The following is an 18,819-nucleotide window of genomic DNA, read 5'->3' on the forward strand; positions in this document are numbered from 1 at the left end:
GCAGCTCACACGCATGACCGCAAGCGCGCGGACTTTACCCCCGGACACCGGTGCTGTACCCCCCGGGCTGACGACGCGACCGAGGGGAACGGACCGCACCACCTCAGGAACCGCCGCCGCTGAGACTCACCCAGCCACCCGAGGGAACCGCGCTAGTTTCCCTGAGGTTGCCGAGGCCCGCCGGAGGCCCGGCCCTTCATCACAGTTTTTGATCTTGATCTTGCTTGTGGCTCTTGATCTTGCCCGTGCTGTTGATCTTGCTTGTGCCCCTTGCCCGGACTTGCTGGAGTTGAAGAGGCCTGAGGTGCGGCGGGGTTGTGAACGCGGAAACCGGCAGCCGACAAGCACACCCGCCGCCCCGAACCCCGAACCGGCACAATTATGACCGAAGGCCGTAAAAATCGCCTTTCAACCCACACCGCAACAGCAACCCGGCCCACAAACTCCAGCCCCCAGCAAACTCCAGCCCCCAGCAAACTTCACCCGCCAACGAATCCCGCCCGCCGACCGGCACACATCGCGAACCACATCGCGAACCACATCGCGCAAACTCCCGGGCAAACGTTGCCTGATACAGCAGTAGCTCGTTCCTCCGATGCTCACAACTCCTCTGACCCATCACCCAACCTCGCCAGTTCCGCAGCCGTCTGCGCAGCCCTCGGCGAAGAGATCCGCTCGTAGATGGCGACGGCTTCGCGGAGGTCTGCGATTGCCTCCTCGCGCTGGTCGGCGAGCAGGGCGAGGTGTGCCCGGCCTTCCAGTGCGCTGGCGGTGAGCGGCGGGCTGCCGACGTCGGTTGCCAGTTTCCAGGCCTGGTCGAAGTGTTCGCGGGCCTGGTCCGGGCGGGAAGTGTCCAGGGCTAGTCGGCCCTGGGTGGCGTGGACGTCGGCCTCGCCGTGGCGGTCGCCGGCGCTGCGGAACTCGGCGTTGGCGCGCTCCAGGTACTCGGCTGCTTTGTGGGTGCGGCCGGTGGTGTGGTGGGCGCGGCCCAGGTCGTGGCAGGTGTTGGCGATGCCGAGGTGGTTGCCGATCTCTTCGAAGGCGGTGAGGGCTTCGGTGAGCAGGGTGATGGCGGCCGGGGTTTCGCCCAGCGCTAGTCGGATGCGGCCGGTGTCTCGCAGGCCGTAGGCGATGCCCAGGGGGACGCGTACTTCGCGGAAGAAGGCGAGGGCGCTTTCGGCGAGTTCGAGGGCGGCCCGGTATTCGCCGAGGGCGTAGCGGATTCGGCAGAGTTCGACGGCGACGTTGGCCGCGTTCCCGCGTTGGCCCAGGGACTGGAAGATCTCCAGGGCTTCGTAGGCGGACGCCATCGCGGCCGGGTAGTCGCCGATTTCGCGGTGGGTGTGGCTGAGGATCGCCAGGGCGATGCCGCGGTTCTTGGCGTCGCCCAGGCCTTCGAACTCGGTCAGGGCCGACCTCATCAGTGCCGCGGCTCCGGCGAAGTCGCCCGTGCCGTGGAGGGTGCGGCCCAGGGAGAGCAGTGTGTAGGCGCGGCCGCGGGGGTCGTCGAGGTCCCGGTAGTGGCCCAGAGCCGTCTCGAAAAGCTCCGTGGCGGCCTTGAAATCGCTCTGGGTGTACTTGACGCAGCCGAGTTCGTGGATGGCGTTGGCCTCGCCGAGCCGGTCGCCGGCCGCTCGGCACTGCTCCAGGATCCGGGTGTGGATCTCGGTGGCCGAGGCCAGATCGGTCAGGACGCGGCGGATGGACCCGAGGTGGAACAACGCCTCGCGCGCGGCGAGCGCTTCGCCGGACTCCTCAGCGGCTTGGATGGCCTTCTCGTGCAGCAGCCCGGCTTCCTGCCAGTTGCCTTCGGACTCCAGCAACGGAGCCAGCCCGGCCACGAGCCCGATCACGCGCTCCGGTTGGCGGGCGGCCCAGGCCTGTTCGACGGCGGCGAGCAGGTTCGCGCGCTCGGTACTCAGCCAGGCTTGCGCGGCGTCGCGGTTCAGCGGCGGCTGGACCGGAGCCACCGGGCCGGGCGGTTGGCCGGCCGACGATCCGCCGGAGTCGCCGCCGTTGCTCTGTGCCGGCAGCCAGGTCCGGGTATAGCGCGCGAGGAGCAGACCGGCGGCGCCCGAGGCCCGCAGGTAGTAGTCGAAGAGGCGGTCGGTCGCGGCCAGGCGCTGCCCCTCCGGCTCCCGCTCGCTGACGCTCCGCGCGAAGACCCGCACCAGATCGTGCATCTGGTACCGGTTCGGCGAGTGCTCGATCAGCAGACTGTGATCCACGAGCGACTCCAGGACCCGCTCGGCCTCACGCATCTCGGCGCCCAGCAGCGCCGCGGCGGCCGGGGCGTCCACCTCGGTGCCGGGTATCAGGCCGAGCCGCCGGAACAGACGCTGTTCGGGCTCCGGCAGCCAGCTGTAGGAGGACTCGAAGAGCGAGGTCAGGTCGCGGTCGTCGTCGTGCAGCCGGTCCAGCCGGCCGGCCTCGTCCCGCAGCGCGGCCACCAGGTCCGCCACGGTCCGCCGCCGCGAGACCCGCAGCCGGGCGGCGACCATCCGGATCGCCAGCGGCAGCCGCCCGCACAGCGCGATCAGCTCGGCCACGGCCGGATCGGCCGCCGACACCCGCTCGGCGCCGACCAGCCGCTGCAACAGGACCAGCGCCTCGGCCTCGGGCAGCACGTCCACCGTCAACAGGTGTGCGTCCTCCAGCCCGCTGAGCCGCTTGCGGCTGGTGACCAGGACCAGGCAGCCGGCCGAGCCCGGCAGCAGCGGCCGCACCTGGGCGGTGCCGCCGGCGTTGTCCAGGACGATCAGTGTTCTGGTACCAGCCAGCCGGGCCCGGTAGAACGCGGCCCGGGAGGCCGGATCGGCCGGTACGGCCTGGGCCGGCACCCCCAGGGAGGTCAGCAGGTGGTGCAAGGCGTCCATGGGGTTCAGCGGTTCCAGACCGGCGGTGTTGCCGCGCAGGTCGACGAACAGCTGACCGTCCGGAAAGCGGGGGCTGAGCAGATGCGCGGCGTGCATGGCGAGCGTGGACTTGCCCACCCCTCCCATGCCGTCCAGGGCAGTGATCACCACGGTGCCGTCACCGCTGTCGGCCGCGGCGAACAGGGCTTGCAGCTCGGCGTCGCGGCCGGTGAAGGCCCTGGTGTCGGCGGGCAGTTGGAACCGGAAACCGTCGGGGACCGCTGTCGGCGGGACGCCGGATGCCGCTGCGGTGTTGGTGTTGGTGTTGGTGTTGGTGTTGGCGGGGGAGGTAACGGTCCCGGCAGGCGCCTGCGGGGCGGCCAGCTCAAGACCGGGGTCGTTGGCGATGATCCGCCGATGCAGCCCGCTGATCCCGGCGGACGGCTGTACGGCCAGCTCGTCGGACAGCGTCCGCCGCAGCGTGTGGAAGACCTCCTGGGCCTCGGCCTGGCGGCCCGATCGGTAGAGGGCGAGCATCAGCTGGCTGTGCAGGGCCTCGCGCACCGGATTCCGGGCCGCCAGGGCGACCAGTTCCGGCACCACTTCCCGGTGCCGGCCCAATTGGAGGTCGGCGTCGATCCGGGCCTGCCAGGCCAGCATCTGCGACTCCTGGAGCTGCTGGACGTGCGCTTCGTTCCCGGCCTCGGCCGTCAGGTCGGCGTAGGGCTCGCCGCGCCACAGGGCCAGCGCACCGCCCAGTTCGGCCGCCGCCGTCGCCCAGTCCCGGTCGGCCAGCGCCTGGTGCCCGCGCCGGGTGCGGTCGGCGAAGTCCTGCTCGTCCGACTCCCCGTCGCGCACCTCGATGCGGTAGCCCGGATTCGCGGTCTGGATCCGCTCACCGGCCGCCGCGCCCAACTGCCTGCGCAGCCGCGCCACATGGTTGCGCAGCGACGCCTCGGCGGACGGCGGCGGCTTCCCGCCCCACACCGCGGCCGCCAGCCGATCGGCGGGCACCGTCCGGTTCGCCCGGGCCAGCAGCATCGCCAGCACAGCGCGCGGTATCCCGGGCCCGAGCGGCACATCCGCACCGTCCTCGTCGACGACGATCGTCGGTCCCAACACCCCGAACCACATCGCAGCCTCCACCCTGGCCCACTTCGTGCGCCTCCATCACACTACGACTTGCCGAGGGTGTTGATGGTTGCAGTCGGCCCGGCCTGATCGGGAGTTGGGGCGCACGCTCTAAATCGCTGGTGCTGGTTCCCCCGCCTCAGCGCGCCGCAGCCACTCGGCGCCCTGCTCCGCACGCCGTCCGCCGACGCCGGCCTGTTCCATCTGCTCCAGGGCTGTCCGCAGGTCCCGGGCCGCGTCGGCGTGCCGGCCGGCGAGCAGATGGAGCTGGCCGATCGTCAGGGTGCCGCTGGAGATCGAGCGCGGGTCGCCCCACTCCTCGCGGAGGCGCTGCGAGGTCTGGAGATGCTTCAGGGCGGTGTCCGCGTCGTGTTCCTCGGCGAAGTAGTAGAAGCCCAGGTGCCGGTAGCACTCCGAGCGCACGTAAGCGTCGGCATGCTGATCCGCCAGTTCTAGTGCCTCGCGGTAGTACGGCATCGCCGTCGCCCAGTCGCCGTGCAGCACCTGGTGCACCAGTCCGATGCCGAACAGCGACTCGGCGACGCCCGCCAGGTCGCCGATCTCCCGCTGCGTCGCCAGCGCCTGTCGGAACAGCGCCTCCTCGGCGTCCGCGTTCGACGTGTCGCGGTTGTTCTCCAACGCGCGGTAGTGCAGCACCATCGCGAGCTTGTCCAGCGCCAAGGCCTCGCTCCGACGGTCGCCGTCGGCCACGGCCCGCGCCCGGGCCGCCTCCAGCTTGGCCTGCGCGTCGTCGAAGTCGCCCAGGCTGAACGAGGCGTCCATCAGCGCGTCGGTGCCGTCCGCCAGTAACTGTTCCGCTGTGTCAGCTGTGCTTCCCGTTGTCCCCATGGTTCGAAGGCTATCGGAGGAGACAAACGAGAACCGCCGACCGGCGATGCCGGTCGGCGGTTCTGGAGAGCGTCCATCGCATCGCATCAGAGTCCTGATGCGGATGCGAACGCGAAGCGGTGCCGCTGCGCCGCGTCGTCCGCCTCAGTGCCGGCGCGCGCCGACGGCCTTGGCCTTCCGCGAGGCGAACATCGCCGTGCCGCCCGCGCCGAAGAACGCCAGCGCCACCAGGCTGACCTCACCGACGTTGGCGCCGGTGTGGGCCAGGGTCGGGGTGCCGGGGCTGGTGGTGGTCGCCGGGGTGGTCGGCGTGCTGGTGCCGGTGCTGCTGCTCGGCTTCGGCGCCGCCGGCGGGGTCGAGGAGACCGGCGTCGAGGGGTGCGTGGTCGGCGTGGTCGTCGGGGGCGTCGACGGCGGCGTCGTGGTGGTGCCGGTCGACGGCGGCGGAGTGGTGCTGCCGCCGGTCGACGGCGCGGCGCAGTCCCCGGTGGCGTCCGAGTCGTTCCAGGCGGTCCAGACCCCGGGCGGCGTGTCGACGCCGTCCTTGTGGTTCGGCAGCCCGTGGCCGTTGGTGCCGTCGTACTTGATGCTGCCGGGGTAGAGGTCGATCTGGCCGAAGCACGTCGGGGCGGTGCCGCCGGGGAGCTTCACCGTGAGGTGCGCGGTGGTCGAGGTCTTCGACGCCGTGCTCAGGGTCGTGGTCGAGAAGTCCACGAACGTCTGCAGGCCCGTGTCCTCCCACTTCGCGTGGTCGGCGTCATAGGAGGCCAGCGAGACATCGACGCTGCCGGTGCAGCCCTCGGCGACCCGGCCCGGGTTGAGCTGCACCACATAGCCGTAGGTCGGCTCGGCCTGGGTCCGGTAGAACCCGTGGGTCGAGTGCCAGGCGCCGACAGCGTTACCGTTCTGGCCGGACACCGCGTACTGCACGTCGTTGTCGCTGACCTTGCACACGTGGTCGGGGTTGTGGTTCGTGGGAGCCGGCGGCTTCGGGGTCGACGGCGGGTGCGGGGTCTCAATGCAGGCGTTCGCGGCACCCGCGGCCCAAGCCATCGATGCTGCCGCGCCGAGCGTGACGAGCGCTCCGCGGCCTATTCGGCTGGTGGTCATGCTGGCTCTTCTCTGTGCCGGCCCCGAGCCCTCGCGACCGGATCACTTAGGTTGTGTCTGGGATGTCAGCGGCATAGCTTCGCTCATGGACAGCGCTGGAGCTTATCCCACCCTGACCTGGGGCGGGAAGGCGGGTACAGGGTGACAAAAGACGTAGATTCGACACCCTGACCGGCCGGTGTGGGCGGCCTGCGACCGCTTGCCCGATATGCCGTGCGGATTGTCGCGTCCGTGCGGAGAAGACTGCGTAGTCAAAATACGAATTCCGCTGTAGACGCATAGACGCGTAGACGCCGATCCTCATATCAGGGCTTGAGGATTACCTCGCATTGTCGGGCCGCTTCCGCACCGACTGCTTCCGCATCACCGATCCGCCCCCGCCTTGGCGTGAATCGCGTGCCAGGCCCGCCCCGCGCCGGCCACCGCCCACGCCGTGAGGATCCCGGTCGCCGTCTGCTCGTCCGGCGCCGCCAGCAACACGTCCCGCGCGCCGGCGAGCACCGTAGTGGCCGACTCCAGCGATCCGCGGCTGCAACAGGTGCAGTGGAACGTCACGCTGTCCACCGGCTCCATCGCCAGTCCCTGATCGTCGAAGGCGTCGGCCAGCGCCGTCATGTCCTCCGGCGCCGGGGCGGTCACCTGCGCGCGCCAGGTCGGCGTCGGTGACGGCAGCCACAGGGCCAGCTCGTCGAAGACCGGGAACGTGTGGTCGCCGACCCGGCGCTCGCCGGTGGCGGCGCCGTCGTGCACGACGATCTCGCCGAAGCGGCGCTCGCCGTAGGGTACCGACAGCACGCGGGCCCGCGTGGGGCAGATGCGCCGCACCCACACCACCTCCGCGGCGCCGTCGGGGTCCAGCCGCACCAGTGCCGAGCCGAATCCGTCCTCGATCTCACCCTCGCCGGGGGTGAGCGGCACGCCGTACTTGGTCCACGCCTCGCGCGCCGTGCCCCAGTCGCCGACCATCGTCGCGGCGATCCCCAGGTTCCACCACGCGGCGTTGCCCTCCGCCTCGCCGGCCCGCAGCGCCGCCTGCCGGCCCAGTTCGTAGGCCTTGGGCCAGTTGCGCAGCAGCTTGTGTGCCAGCGCCGCGTCGAACCAGAGCTCGGCGCTGATCGGGGTGTCCGGGAAGGCGGTCAGGAACTGCTCGTAGCAGGCCGCGACCACCGGCCAGTCCTGGGCTTCGGCGGCGTCCTCGCCCCGTTGTAACAACTCCATGGCTTCAGCGCCCGACAGCTGAACCCCGCTCATCTCTCTCCCCAATTCGTGCTCGCAGAAGAGAACAGACTAGCGATCGGAAACGGGGCGCCGAACCGGCCCGCCACCGACGCGGACACGCACCGAGTCCCCGCCTCCGGGAGCGGAGACGGGGACTCGCCGTGTCGGCTGCTGTGTCAGTCGATGCCGGACCCTCAGCCGTTCTTGGCCAGGACCTGCAGTTGGCTGTACGGGCCGTTGAACACGTCCTGGTCACCGGGCTCCGAACCGGAGTCCGCGTACTGCCAGAAGGTGTAGAAGCCCCAGCCCGGGGGCAGCGGGCCGCCGCCGGAAGCCACGTAGTTCGCGATGAACAGCGGGTCGTAGTTCGCGAAGTTCGTGTCCTGGCTGGTGCAGGTGTTCCACCAGTCGGTGGTCGAGTAGATCACCGGGTAGACGCCCGTGCGCGCCGCGTACTCGTTCACGAAGTCCCAGATCCAGCTGCTCATCTGGCTTCCGCTCAGGCCGTAGCACTCCGAGCCGTAGGGGTTGTACTCGATGTCGAGCATCCCGGGCAGGGTGAGGCCGTCGGAGGACCAGCCGCCGCCGTTGTTGACGAAGTAGTCGGCCTGGGCGGCGCCGCTGGAGTCGCTGGGGTTGGCGAAGTGGTACGAGCCCCGGATCAGCCCCTGGTCGTAGGGGCCGACGTACTGGTTGTAGAAGTCCGGGTTCGTGTAATACGTGCCCTCGGTCGCCTTCGTGTAGGAGAAGTCGATGTTGGGCGCGATACTGGCCCAGTCCAGGTTGCCCTGGTACGCGCTGACGTCGATGCCCGGCAGTTGCGGCACCGAGGCCAGGGGCGCCGGCCGCACGGCGGGCTGTGCGGCGGGCTCGTGGGCCTTGATAGTGGAACCCAGGTAGTCCAACTGGGGGTGGGTCGCCACCGTCGGGTGCACCGGCGTGTTGTGCCGGGTGGTGTCGACCTTGACCAGCTGACCGGTGACGGTGCGCGCGTAGCCCGGGTGCGGGTTGGCGTGCGGGGCCGGGACGCCGGCCGGGGCGCTCGGCTTGGTGGTGCCGCTGGCCGAGGCGCTGCCGGCGGTGGCCGGCAGGAGCAGCGCGCCGGCCGTGGCGACCGCCAGGGCCAGCAGGGCCGCGCGGCGGGTTCCGTGGGTGGATGAGGACATCGTCGGCTCCTGCTCAGCCGTTGGCCAGCGCTTGGACGCGGCTGTAGTCGCCGTTGAAGACGTCCTGGTCGCCGGCCATGGAGCCGGAGTCGGCGTACTGCCAGATGGTGTAGAAGCCCCAGCCGGCCGGCAGCGTGCCCGCCGAGCCGTTGTAGTTGGCGATCCACAGCGGGTCGTTGTTGGCGAACGCGCCGGAGTTGCCGGTGCAGGTCTTCCACCAGTCGGTGGTGGTGTAGATGACGGCCCAGCGGCTGGTCTTGGCGTGGTACTCGTTGACGAACGAGGACACCCAGCTGACCATCGAGCTCTGGCTCAGGCCGTAGCACTCGGCGCCGTAGGGGTTGTACTCGATGTCCAGCGCGCCCGGCAGGGTCTTGCCGTCCCTGGACCAGCCGCCGCCGTGCGCGACGAAGTAGTCGGCCTGCGCGGCGCCGGTGGAGCCGTTCGGGATCGCGAAGGTGTACGCGCCGCGGATCAGGCCGGCGTTGTAGGCGCCGTTGTACTGCTGGGCGAAGTACGGGTTGGTGTAGTACGTGCCCTCGGTCGCCTTCGAGTACGAGAACTGCGCGCCGGCGGACTTGGTCGCCGCCCAGTCCACGTTGCCCTGGTGCGACGACACGTCGTCGCCATGGGGGTTGCCGGCCGCCTGGGCCATGCCCGGCACCAGCGCGGCGGCGCCGGCCAGGGTGCCGACGGCGAGCGCGGCCAGCGCGGTGCGCCGCTTGCGGGGGGTGCTGTGCCGCGGGCCGGACGACGAGATCTTGACCATTGAGCTCTCCTGTGGGGTGAGACCTGATGGTGGAACCACGACGTGGACGGGGACGTGGACGCCCGAAGACGCCCCCCTCCTGTTTGCCGGCGCCGGCGTCAGGGTGCTGTTTCGCAACGGTGCTCGCCGCCGTCGGCATCAGCCAATGTAGCGGGAAAACAACAACAGTCAACGACTGTTTATGAGAATTCTGCGAACTGGTGGTCGGCACGGGTGAACGCCGCGTGTCCGGCGGCCGCCGCGGCCGCCCCCAGCACCTGCCGCGCGGCCAGCCAGGTGGCCCCGGCCGCGCCGTCCGCGGCCAGCCCGACCGGCGAGTCCGGCCAGCGCCGGCCGATCGCCGCGGTCACCGCCTGGAACACCGGCGAGCGGCTGACCAGCACCGAACCGCCCAGCACCACCGGCTCCCCGGCGACCGGCCCGACCCCGGCCAGACTCTCCACCAGCACCTCGGCCGCCGCGGCGACGATCCGCGCCGCCGCCGGGTCGCCGAGCTCGTACGCCGCCATCACCAGCGGCGCGAGCTTGGACAGCGCCACCGTCGGCTGCGCCGTCACCGCGCGGACCAGCTCGGCGGCGCGGCGCCGGCCGCGCAGCGTGAAGCCCTCGCCGATGCTGGCCGGGATCGGGAGCCGGCCAGTGGCGGCCGGGCGAACGGGGGCTGACGGGTGTTGGACGGTTGGGGTTTGGGGGATTTGGGTTTCGGTGGGAACGGACGACCGGTTCGGCGCGCGGTCGGGTGCGGCGCCGGCCGCGCTGCGGGACGTGCCGCCGGGGGTGCTACGGCCGGAGGTAGTAGTCGTGCGCGGGCCGGCATCGGATTCCGAGACTCGGCTCGGAGCCGTTTCGGGACCGGAGTCCGGATCAGCGACCGGATCGGCGTCCGGATCAGCCTCCTGACCGTGCTCCGGGTGGTGATCCAGCAATTGCGCGAGCACCGACGTGGCCAACTCGGCCATCGGCTCGCGGCCGTCGGCGGCGGCGATCGCGGCCCGGGCGGCCTGGCGTCCGATCCAGAAGCCGGAGCCCTCATCGCCCAGCAGCCAGCCGTAGCCGTCGCGGAAGCGGGCCGGCAGGCGGTCGTGCATGCGGGCGGCGACGGCGCCGGTGCCGGAGACCAGCAGCGTCCCGTCCGGGGCGGGGGTGCCGGCGGCGAAGGAGACGGTCACATCCGAGAGCACCTGCACCGGACAGGTCAGCCCGACATCGGCCCAGGCCTGCTCCAGCACCCGCGGCGCGCGCGGATCGGCCATCAGGGTACTGACTCCGGCCAGCCCCATCACGCACGCGCCGACCCGCTCACCGGGCATCCCGCCGAGCGCGGCCTTCAACGCCGCGACGATGTTCGCGATGGCGGCCCCGGCCCCCGACACGGTCGGATTCCCGCCGCCGGCCCGCCCGGTACCCAGCGTGCGCCCGTCGACGGTGGCCAGCACGGCGCGCGAATGCGAACCTCCGACGTCGAGCCCCACCACGCACGGGTCCGCCATGGATGCCGCCACCTCCGACCTCGCCCCGGCGGGCACCGGATGTGCCCTGTGGCGTTGTGTGGGATCTTGCCAGAGTGCGCACCACAACTCAACGCCATCGCAGACCCTTGACGGCGCCCGCCCGATCTGGGACGCTCCCCGTTTGAGTGGCGCTATGGCAGGTGGACAGGGGCGGCGCCGGGGCCCGGGCGGAACCGGCGGGGGACGGATCGGCGCTTCTGGGTTGATGTGGATTCTTGCCGCAGGTCCGGCCGGACCAGGTGCGACGGCGGCGGGTGGGGCGGGCCGGGCAGCGCTGCGCGGATCTGCTGACCGCGACTGGCGGACCAGCTCAACGCGTAGAGGATCGGGGGTCGGCCGCTACTGCCGAGTCCCGAGCTGATCGGCTGAGCGCCTGCGGGCGTTCCGAGTGCGACCGGCTGGCCGGGCCCAGGGATCGCAGAGCGCTGTTATACCTCAGTGCCGATCGCCCGGCCGCCGCCCACTCCTGACAACCAGCCTCGGCCGCCGCCCACTCCTGACAACCAGCTGCCTGACAACCAGCCCCGGCCGCCGCCTACTCCTGGCAACCAGCCCCGGCCCCCGCCGCCAACCGGGCATGCACCCCGGCGTCGATCCCCGGCTCCATGACCCGCGCCGCGAGCCAGGCCGCGCCCACCGCGCCCGGCGCCGCGATCAGCGGCGTCCCGCCGTGGTGCTCGGCCAGCCGCCGCTGTACCTCGGCGCCGATCGGGCCGGGCGCCGTCAGCAGCGAGCCCGCCAGGACCAGTGGCTCCTCGGAGTTGTCGCCGGTGAGGGCGGTCGCGGTGGCCATCAGGAGGCTGACCGCGCGGTCCACGATGCGCTGCGCCACCCGGTCCCCGGCCGTCGCCGCCGCCGAGACCAGCGGGGCCAGTGCCGCCAGGGCGATCGGCGGGCCGTCGTAGACCGCGTCCCGCAGCGCCGCGATCTGCTCGCCGGTGGACTGCGGCACCACGTCGTCGGTCACCGTGGACAGGACCGCCCCGGCCAGCAGCGTCGGCTCGCCGCGGCCGTCCAGGGCCGCGAACACCGCGCGGACCGCCTGGCGCCCGATCCAGAACCCGGATCCGTCGTCGCCGACCAGCCAGCCGTTGCCGTCGATGCGGGCGGTGACCTCCTCGCCCTCGACGCGGGCGGCTATCGAGCCGACGCCGGCGATCAGGACCGAGCCGCTGGGGCGCGGGGTGCCGGCGGCGAAGGCGGTCACGGCGTCCGCGACCACCAGGACCGGACAGGTCAGCCCGGCGTCCACCCAGGTCTTGGCCAGTGCCTCGGCGCTGGAGCCGCGGGAGTAGCGCAGGATGCCGGCCGCGCCGACCACCACGCCGGCCACCGACGCCGGGGTGACCGTGCCCATCGCCTGCCTGACCGCGTCGCTCAGGTGCGCCACGACGTCCGGGATCGGCAGCGCCGTCGGGTTCGCCAGTGCCGAGCGCCCGCGCCCGATCACCTCGCCCCCGACCGTCGCGACCACCGCCTCCACCAGCGTCGACCCGGCCTCCACGCCCAGCACGACGCCGGTCCGCGCGGCCTGCCGCCGCGGCGCCGCCCCGGCGGCTGCGCGGTCGGGGCCCGCGGCCGGGACGGCCGGAGTCGGAGCCGAGGCGGCGGGGGAAGCGGACGGCATGGGTCCTCCTGGCGTGGCCTTCACGCCCAGGTGTTGGGCGCTGCCGGACTGGTCGGTGCCTGACACAGTCTGGCATGCGAACCCGGGCCTGAGAACGGTTCCGGCCAGGTCCGGGACCGGTTACGGCCAGGTCCGCCGACCGGTTACGGCGGCCGACGAAGCGGGCGGACCGCGCGTTCCGGTCCGCCCGCTCGCCGATCCGCCGCGCACCGTCAGGACGTGGAGGCCACCACGTTCACATCGGCCGCGTTCACGAACGCCATCCGGTGGTTGTAGGTGATCAGGTAGTACTGCGTCGCACCCTTGAAGTCGGTCTGGTCCATGAACGCCGACCCGTCGATGTTGTAGGCGTTGAACCAGTCGCTCTGTAGCGGTTTGCCGTCGGTGACATAAGCCTGACCGGCGGCCAGCACGTACTTCGACGCGATCCGCTGCGAGCGCGGCACGCCGCCGTACCAGCTGGTGAACGCCGCCGGGTAGGCCGAGGCCTCCGGGAACGACTCGACGTACACCGGCACCGTCGCCTTGCCCGGCTTCGGCGTCACCGTCAGCGCCTTCACCGGCGCCGCGCTGACCGGCCCCAACTCGTTGTGGAACCACGCTTTCTGCCCGGCGTACCAGATCGCGATCCAGCCGCCGGGCGCCCGGTCGGCGACCACGAACTCCTGCCCGCTGCTGGCCTTGTCACCCCAGTCGTCGGCCTGGATGGTGCCGGCCGAGCCGTCGGTGTGCAGGTAGGGATCGGACAGCAGAGGCGCGCTGTCACTGGGCGCCGTGCGCAGGAACACGAAGCTTGTGGGCTGCTTCGGCATGTCCTTGTAGTAGCTGGCCGGGCAGGGCCCGTTCAGGTTCGGCCACTCGGCGCCGTGGTACGGCCCCGGGAACGGCGTCAGGTCCTGGATGTTCTGGCAGCCGGAGACCACCTGCTGGTTCAGCTGGAAGACCGGGTTGACGGCCACCACGTTCGACGACGGCGGGGCGTCGGCGTGGATCGGCGCGCCGAGCAGGTCCATGAAGTGCGACCAGTTCCAGTACGGTCCCGGGTCCCAGTGCTGCGAGGCGATGCTGCCGTCGCTGCTGCCGGGGATGTTGTCGTGCCCGAGGATGTGCTGGCGGTCCAACGGGATGTCGTACTTCGCGGCCAGGTAGCGGACCAGCGCGGCCGTCGAGCGGTACATCGCCTCGCTGTACCAGGTGGCCCCGTCGATCGCGTAGCCCTCCTGCTCGATGCCGACCGAGTGCTGGTAGAACGACTCGTTGCCGCTGTCCCAGGCGATGTCCTCGGTCGGCAGCAGCTGGGTGACGTGGCCGTCCTCGGAGCGCACCTCGTAGTTCGCCGAGGCGAAGTACGACGGGTCGTGGAACAGCCACAGCGTGCCGTCGTTGGTCTCTTCGTTGTCGTGCAGCGTGATGTAGCGGATGTCGGTGGTGACCGGACGGTTCGCCGGGTCGTGATCCCCGTAGTCCGACTTGTCGGTCGCGCTGAGCTGGTAGAAGCCGCTGGGGGAGTAGCTGCAGTCCAGGTTGGCCGGGCACTCCGGGGCGCTGAGCTGGGACGGGTCGTGGACCGGGTCGGCCGGCGGGACCACGCTGACCAGGCCGAGCCGCTGGGCGCCGTTCGGGTCGTCGAAGGCCCACGGCTGCGCGGGCAGCGCCAGGGTCTGGCCGTCCTGGGTGGTGGCCGACTGGCCGGTGCGGATCGTGGTGAAGACGTCGTCGGTGAAGACCTGCGCGACCTTCGTCTCCGAGGCCTCGGAGTAGCGCGCGACGCCGACGGTCCAGCCCGGCAGGTCCAGCGCCGGGGGCAGGACGCCGTGGTTGTACTGCTTCTCATAGGACGCCAGCAGCGCGGCCCCGGCGCGGATGTTCTGGACGTCGTTCGTCTCGGCCGTGGTCAGGTCGACTCCGGCCAGCGCCGCGGCCTTCGCGGCGGTGTGCAGCGACGGCGCGTTCAGCAGATCCGGGCTGCGGAAGGTGCTGGTGAAACCGGCGCTGTTCAGCTCGGCCTGGGTCAGGTTGGTCAGGTTCATCGGGCCGTAGCCGGCCGAGAAACTGGGCTTGCCGCCGTGCGCCTCCCACATCGACTCGTTGTAGGACACGGACAGCAGGACCGGCAGCGGCACGCCGAACTCGGCGGCCGCCGCGGCGAACGCGGCCTGGCGCCCGGCCGGGTCGGCGGGGCTGGACGGGCCCGCCTTGGGACCGGCCATCGGGCTGCCGGCCGCGGCGGCGCTGTGCGCGGCCGGCACGACCGCGGCGCCGGCCGCCACCAGAGCGGTGGCGAGGACGGGAATCAGTGCTCTGCGCCTCGGGGGGCGTCTCATGGGGCTCCTTCGTCTTCTTCAGGAGGGGGGAGCGGGAGCGTCGTTCTTTGATGCGATTGGTGCGTTCGATGCGATCGGTGCGTTCGGTGCGGCCACGCCGACCAGGGCGGCCGCGTGGCAGGCAGCGTGCCGCCCGCTCGAGGGCAGCGGCTTGGGGTCGACAGTCCGGCACTGCTCGGCCACGCCCAGCCGCTCGGCCTCACCGGAGGCCAGCAGCGGACAGCGCGGATGGAAGCGGCAGCCGAGCGGGATCGCGGCGGAGTCGGGCGTCTCGCCGGACAGGATCACCGGCTCCCGATCGGACTCGGCGACCACCGAAAGCAGAGCCTTGGTATAAGGGTGCTGAGGCTCGGTCAGGACCTCCTCGACGGTCCCGGTCTCCACGATCCGCCCCAGATACATCACCGCGACCCGGTCGGCGATGTTCCACGCCAGCCCCAAGTCGTGCGTGACGACCAGCGCCGACAACCCGGCCCCGGCGCGCAGATCCAGCATCAGCTTCAGGATCTCGCCGCGCACCGAGGCGTCCAGCGACGCCACCGGCTCGTCGGCGACCAACACCTGCGGATCCAGCACCAACGCCCCGGCGATCACCACACGCTGCCGCTGCCCGCCGGAGAGCTCATGCGGATGCTGACCGACGAACCGCTCGGGCGGACGCAGCCCGGCCCGCGACAGGGCGTCGGCGACCTTGGCCTTCTCATCGCGGAACTCGCCGAGCGCGGACTTGCCGTGGATACGTAAGCCTTCAGCCACGGCCTCGTAGACACTGCGGCGCGGATTCAGCGCACCGGTCGGATCCTGCAACACCAACTGCACACCGCGCCGATACGCCTTCAACGCCCGGGCCCGGTAGGACACCGGCTTGCCGTCCTGAAGCACCCGCCCGGCCGTCGGCACGACGAGCCCGGTGAGCGCACGAGCCAGCGTGGACTTGCCGCAGCCGGATTCGCCGACCAGCGCGACGATCTCGCCCTGCGCGATGTCCAGGTCGACGCCGTCCACGGCACGCGCCCGGCCCCGGCCGTGGCGGGATCGGAAGGTGACGTAGAGGTCGCGGACGGACAGAACGGGTGGCCGGGACTCACCCGCCGACGCCTGCACAGCACTTTCCGGCACGGTCTCGGCGACCGGCCCGGAATCAGCTGCCTGCCGCTCAGTCGCTGGCTGCTCTGCCGCCGCACTTTCATCGACCTCTGCCTCAGCACCGGCCGAAACGCCTTGCGCCGCCAGCTCCGGCGCCGCTTCCTGCTCGGGCACCGCTTCGTGCTCCAGCCCCGCTTCGTCCCCTCCGAGGCGCGGCTCGCCGGTCGCTCCCATCTCCACCTCCGCGCTCACAACGCCTCCCGCAGAACGTCCATCCGCACACAAGCCGCTGTCCGCCCCGGGCCCGCGGCCACCAGCGGCGGCTCGGCCGTCAGGCACTCGTCCGCGGCGATCGGGCAGCGCGGCGCGAATGTGCAGCCGGCCGGGAGCTGCGCCGGGTCCGGTGGATCGCCGGGCAGGCCGCGCGGGCCCCGACGTGAGGCGGCGTCGCCGATGCGCGGGAAGGCGCCGGCCAGTGCTCGGCCGTAGGGATGGCGCGCGTCGGTGAACACCTGGTCGGCCGGTCCCTGCTCGGCGATGCGGCCCGCGTACATCACCGCCAGGCGGTCGCAGTGCTCGGCCAGTACCGCCAGGTCGTGGCTGATCATCAGCAGGCTGATGCCGTGCTCGGTGACCAGCTCGCCGATCAGGCGCAGGATCTGCGCCTGGATCATCACGTCCAGTGCGGTGGTCGGCTCGTCGGCCACGATCAGGCGGGGCGAGCAGGCCAGGGCCATGGCGATCATCACGCGCTGCCGTTGCCCGCCGGACAGCTCGTGCGGGTAGGCCGAGGCCCGCGCGGCGACCAGGCCCACCTGGTCCAGCAGGGTGGCGACCCGGCGGTCGGCGGCGGCGCGCGAGACGCTCTTGTCGTGCAGCAGGATCGGCTCGGCGATCTGGTCGCCGACCCGGCGGACCGGGTTCAGCGAGTGCATCGCGCCCTGGAACACGATCGAGGCCTCGGCCCAGCGCACGGCGCGCAGCCGGCCCCAGGTCATGGCCTGGACGTCCTCGCCGGCCAGCAGGATCCTGCCGGTGATCTGCGTCGACTTCGGCAGCAGCCGCAGCACGGCACCGGCCAGCGTGGACTTGCCGCAGCCGGACTCCCCGGCCAGGCCCAGCCGGCCGCCGGCGGGCAGCGCGAGGTCGACGCCCCGCACCGCCGGGATCGGGCCGGCCGCCGTCTTGTAGGAGACGTGCAGGTCTTCCAACCTCAGCACATCGCCGCCCGATGCCTGGTCCTGGACCGCGTCGTCGTGCACTGTCTCTGTCACATCCGCTCCTGAAGCCGCGGGTTGAGCACCTGTTCCAGCGCCCGGCCGACGAGGGTGAAGGCCAGCGCCACCAGGACGATCGCGACGCCGGGGGGCATCAGGATCCACCACTCCCCGGCGCTGAACGCCCCGACGGTGCGGGCCAGTTGCAGCGTCGTGCCCCAGGACACCTTCGTCGGGTCGCTCAGGCCCAGGAAGGCCAGCGTCGCCTCGGTCAGGATCGCCGCCGACACCGTCAGCGTGGCCTGGGCCAGCATCAGGGGCATGACGTTCGGCAGGATGTGCACCCGCATCACGTGCCAGTGCCCGCCGCCCAGCGCCTTGGCCCGCTCGATGTACGGCCGGGACTCCACCGACAGCGTCTGCGCCCGCACCACGCGCGCCGTGGTCGGCCAGGCCGTCACCCCGATCGCCACCACCACCGTCCCGACCCCCGGGGTCAGCACCGAGGCCAGCGCGGTGGCCAGCACCAGCACCGGCAGCACCAGGAACCAGTCGGTGACGCGCATCAGCACCGTGTCGGTCCAGCCGCCGAAGTGCCCGGCGACCACCCCGACCAGCGCCCCGATCCCGACCGCCAGCAGCGTGGCCAGCGCGCCCACGGTCAGCGAGATCCGCGCGCCCCAGATCGTGACGTCCACCATCGACCGGCCGTAGGCGTCGGTGCCGAGCAGGAAGTGGCCCGACGGGGCCTGGCGCGGCGTGCCCGGGGCGAACGCCGCCGACAGGTCGTTGGCGGAGATGAACAGCGGGGCGGCCAGGGCCACCAGGGCGGTCAGCACCAGGAAGCCCAGGCCGACCATCCCGGCCCGCCGTCGGCGGAAGTCGGCGATCACGATGTGCGCACTCTCGGGTCGAGGATCGGGTAGAGCAGTTCGGCCAGCAGGTTCATCACGATCACCGCGGCCGAGAAGAAGATGAACAGCCCTTCCAGCAGCGGCTGGTCCGGCACGGTCAGCGCCTCGTAGAACAGCGACCCGAGCCCGGGCCAGGAGAAGATGGTCTCGGCCAGGATCGAGCCGGACACCGCGGTGCCCAGGTTCAGGAACACCAGCGTGACGGCCGGCAGCATCGAGTTCGGCACGGCGTGCTTGCGCCGCACGTCGTCCTCCCGCAGCCCCTTGGCCCGCGCCGTGGTGAGGTAGTCGGAGCCGACCTCCTCCAGCAGCGTGGCGCGCATCGTCAGCAGATACTGCGCGTACAGCACCGCGACCAGCGTCAGACACGGCAGCACCAGATGCCGGAAGTGGTCCCAGATCACCGGGAACAGCCCGTGCACGTTCGGCGAGCTCATGCCGCCGGTCGGGAACATCCCCGGGATCGGCCCGAAGCCGACGCTGAACACCATGATCATGATCAGCGCGAGCCAGAACGTCGGCATCGACCACAGCACCAGCGCGATGCCGGTGTTGGCGCGATCCGATCGGCTGCCGTTCCGCCACGCCGAGCGCACGCCGATCCGCAGCCCCAGGAACGCCGAGATCAGCGTCGCGGTGCCGACCAGGTAGACCGTGGCCCAGACGTGGCTGCCGATCAGAGAGCTGACAGAGGTCTTGTATTGGTAGGACGTGCCCAGGTCGCCCCGCACGATGCGGGACGTGTAGTCGCCGAACTGCGAGATCAGCGGCTTGTCGATGCCGAACTGGTGGCGCAGCGTGGCCAACTGGGCGTTGGTCATGGCCCGGCCCCGGGTCAGGGACCGCACCGGGTCGCCGGGCACGACGCGGAACAGGAAGAAGCCGGTGAACACCACGGCCAGCATGCTCACAGCGGCCCCGACCAGGCGGCCGACGACGTAACGCAGGGGGATGACGGGCCCGCGCCGGGCCGCCGCGCCCCCTTCCGGGGCGGGCGGCACGGCGGCGGTGTCCGGCAGTGCGGAGGCGGTGATCGACACGT

General features: G+C 71.6%; 13 protein-coding genes. All 13 read right to left on the minus strand.

Annotation, left to right across the window (positions count from 1 at the left end):
• Positions 1-599 precede the first annotated feature (599 nt).
• Positions 600-3,989 carry an AfsR/SARP family transcriptional regulator gene (locus tag KGQ19_RS18595; RefSeq protein ID WP_212010456.1) on the minus strand — a complete coding sequence of 1,130 codons (3,390 nt, stop codon included), beginning with the start codon at positions 3,987-3,989 and terminating at the stop codon, positions 600-602.
• 108 nt (positions 3,990-4,097) lie between these two features.
• Entirely contained in the window at positions 4,098-4,835 is a 738-nt protein-coding gene (locus tag KGQ19_RS18600; RefSeq protein ID WP_212010457.1) for a tetratricopeptide repeat protein, read from the minus strand.
• Positions 4,836-4,979: 144 nt separating this feature from the next.
• Positions 4,980-5,945, minus strand: coding sequence for a hypothetical protein (locus KGQ19_RS18605; RefSeq protein ID WP_212010458.1), 966 nt, complete (start codon positions 5,943-5,945; stop codon positions 4,980-4,982).
• 363 nt (positions 5,946-6,308) lie between these two features.
• On the minus strand, positions 6,309-7,196 hold the full coding sequence (locus KGQ19_RS18610) for a tetratricopeptide repeat protein (protein ID WP_212010459.1): 888 nt from the start codon (positions 7,194-7,196) through the stop codon (positions 6,309-6,311).
• Positions 7,197-7,357: 161 nt separating this feature from the next.
• Positions 7,358-8,329, minus strand: a complete 972-nt coding sequence (locus tag KGQ19_RS18615; RefSeq protein WP_212010460.1) for a GH25 family lysozyme — start codon at positions 8,327-8,329, stop codon at positions 7,358-7,360.
• 13 nt (positions 8,330-8,342) lie between these two features.
• Positions 8,343-9,098 carry a lysozyme gene (locus KGQ19_RS18620; RefSeq protein WP_212010461.1) on the minus strand — a complete coding sequence of 252 codons (756 nt, stop codon included), beginning with the start codon at positions 9,096-9,098 and terminating at the stop codon, positions 8,343-8,345.
• A 179-nt stretch (positions 9,099-9,277) separates the two neighbouring features.
• The gene (locus KGQ19_RS18625) at positions 9,278-10,588 is read right to left on the minus strand and encodes an N-acetylglucosamine kinase (protein ID WP_212010462.1); all 1,311 of its coding nucleotides are present in this window, start codon (positions 10,586-10,588) and stop codon (positions 9,278-9,280) included.
• Between the two features lie 556 nt (positions 10,589-11,144).
• A complete protein-coding gene (locus KGQ19_RS18630; RefSeq protein WP_212010463.1) occupies positions 11,145-12,236 on the minus strand; it encodes an N-acetylglucosamine kinase in 1,092 nt (363 codons plus the stop codon).
• Between the two features lie 212 nt (positions 12,237-12,448).
• A complete protein-coding gene (locus KGQ19_RS18635) occupies positions 12,449-14,560 on the minus strand; it encodes an N-acetylmuramoyl-L-alanine amidase (RefSeq protein ID WP_212010464.1) in 2,112 nt (703 codons plus the stop codon).
• Between the two features lie 18 nt (positions 14,561-14,578).
• Positions 14,579-15,898 carry an ABC transporter ATP-binding protein gene (locus KGQ19_RS18640; RefSeq protein WP_307856449.1) on the minus strand — a complete coding sequence of 440 codons (1,320 nt, stop codon included), beginning with the start codon at positions 15,896-15,898 and terminating at the stop codon, positions 14,579-14,581.
• Positions 15,895-16,866, minus strand: coding sequence for an ABC transporter ATP-binding protein (locus tag KGQ19_RS18645; protein ID WP_413562744.1), 972 nt, complete (start codon positions 16,864-16,866; stop codon positions 15,895-15,897). The genes KGQ19_RS18640 and KGQ19_RS18645 overlap by 4 nt, the downstream gene beginning before the upstream one ends.
• A gap of 50 nt (positions 16,867-16,916) precedes the next feature.
• On the minus strand, positions 16,917-17,723 hold the full coding sequence (locus KGQ19_RS18650; RefSeq protein ID WP_230418910.1) for an ABC transporter permease: 807 nt from the start codon (positions 17,721-17,723) through the stop codon (positions 16,917-16,919).
• A 29-nt stretch (positions 17,724-17,752) separates the two neighbouring features.
• Positions 17,753-18,817 carry an ABC transporter permease gene (locus tag KGQ19_RS18655; protein ID WP_212010467.1) on the minus strand — a complete coding sequence of 355 codons (1,065 nt, stop codon included), beginning with the start codon at positions 18,815-18,817 and terminating at the stop codon, positions 17,753-17,755.
• Positions 18,818-18,819 lie beyond the last annotated feature (2 nt).

It is taken from the genome of Catenulispora pinistramenti (assembly GCF_018274385.1).
GTDB lineage: Bacteria > Actinomycetota > Actinomycetes > Streptomycetales > Catenulisporaceae > Catenulispora > Catenulispora pinistramenti.